This window comes from Streptomyces sp. NPDC087440 (assembly GCF_044744005.1).
In the GTDB taxonomy this organism is placed as follows: Bacteria; Actinomycetota; Actinomycetes; order Streptomycetales; family Streptomycetaceae; genus Streptomyces.
Genome location: NZ_JBIUXN010000010.1, coordinates 274,996 through 276,090, shown reverse-complemented (window position 1 = coordinate 276,090; position 1,095 = coordinate 274,996). Strand labels below are relative to the sequence as shown.

General features: G+C 69.0%; 1 protein-coding gene. It reads left to right on the top strand.

From position 1 onward, the window contains the following. Positions 1 to 149: 149 nt before the first annotated feature. Positions 150 to 965 (top strand): DsbA family protein, encoded by an 816-nt coding sequence (locus tag ACIO3O_RS21655; protein ID WP_401748220.1) that lies wholly within the window; start codon positions 150 to 152, stop codon positions 963 to 965. Positions 966 to 1,095 lie beyond the last annotated feature (130 nt).

Here is a 1,095-nt window from a genome sequence, read left to right as displayed (position 1 = left end):
TTAAGGTGCTGGGGGGAGCGTGGCCCGGGGGTGGGGGGTGGGACTGACGTCCGTCTGACGGGCGCGTAAATTTAAAGTTCCGTAGTCCATTTGAGTGTATGGGGGGTCGGGGCGGCACTTTGGTGCCGCCCCGATTCGTTGCTGCGGGTGTGAGCGAGAAGAACTCTGAAGGTAAGCGAACCGCCCGCGAGCGGCTCATCAAGGAACGCGAAGTACAGAAGTCGCGCGACAAACGACGCCGGGTGATGGTCGTCGGCGCGGCGGTGGTCGGTGTCCTCGGCCTCGCGGCGGTGGCCGGGGTGGTCGCCGCGAACAGCGGGGGCGGCGGGAAGGGCGACGCCGAGAAGGCGGGGCCGGTCGTGGCGCCCGCCGGGGCGGTCGGCAAGGGGAAGGTCGCCATTCCGGTGGGGATGCCCGACGCGCCGTCCGTGCTGACCGTGTACGAGGACATGCGGTGTCCGGCCTGCGGGATGTTCGAGAACAGCATGCGGGACACGGTCAACAAGCTGGAGAAGGAGGGGAAGATCCGGGCCGAGTACCACCTTGTGTCCTTCATCGACAAGGGGGTCATGGGCAACGGGTCGAAGTACGCGGCGAACGCGCTCGGGTGTGCGCAGGGCGCCGGGAAGTTTCATGAGTACCACGATGTTCTGTTCCGGAATCAGCCGGAGGAGACGGACGACGCCTTCGGGAAGAAGAGCTACCTGCTGGAGCTGGCGCAGAAGGTGCCGGGGCTGCGGGGAGCGGGCTTCGACGGCTGCGTGGAGAAGGGGACCCACGACGGGTGGGTCGGGGCCGTGCAGGCGGACTTCGACAAGTCGACGTACAAGTCGACGCCGACGGTGTTGCTGAACGGGGTGGCGATCTTTCCGCAGAAGGGGAGTGAGCAGATTTCGCCGGCGAATTTGGTGAAGTGGGTGGACGAGGCGAACAAGGGGAAGAAGGTTCCGGCTGGGGGGAGGTAGGGGGCTTCGTGCGGGGGCGGGGTGGGTTGCTGTTCGTGGGGGGGGGGGGGGGGCCGCGCCCCCCCCGCGCGCCCCCCCGGCCCCCCCCCCCCCCCCCGCCCGCGGGCGGGGCCGGGGGGGGGGGTTTGTG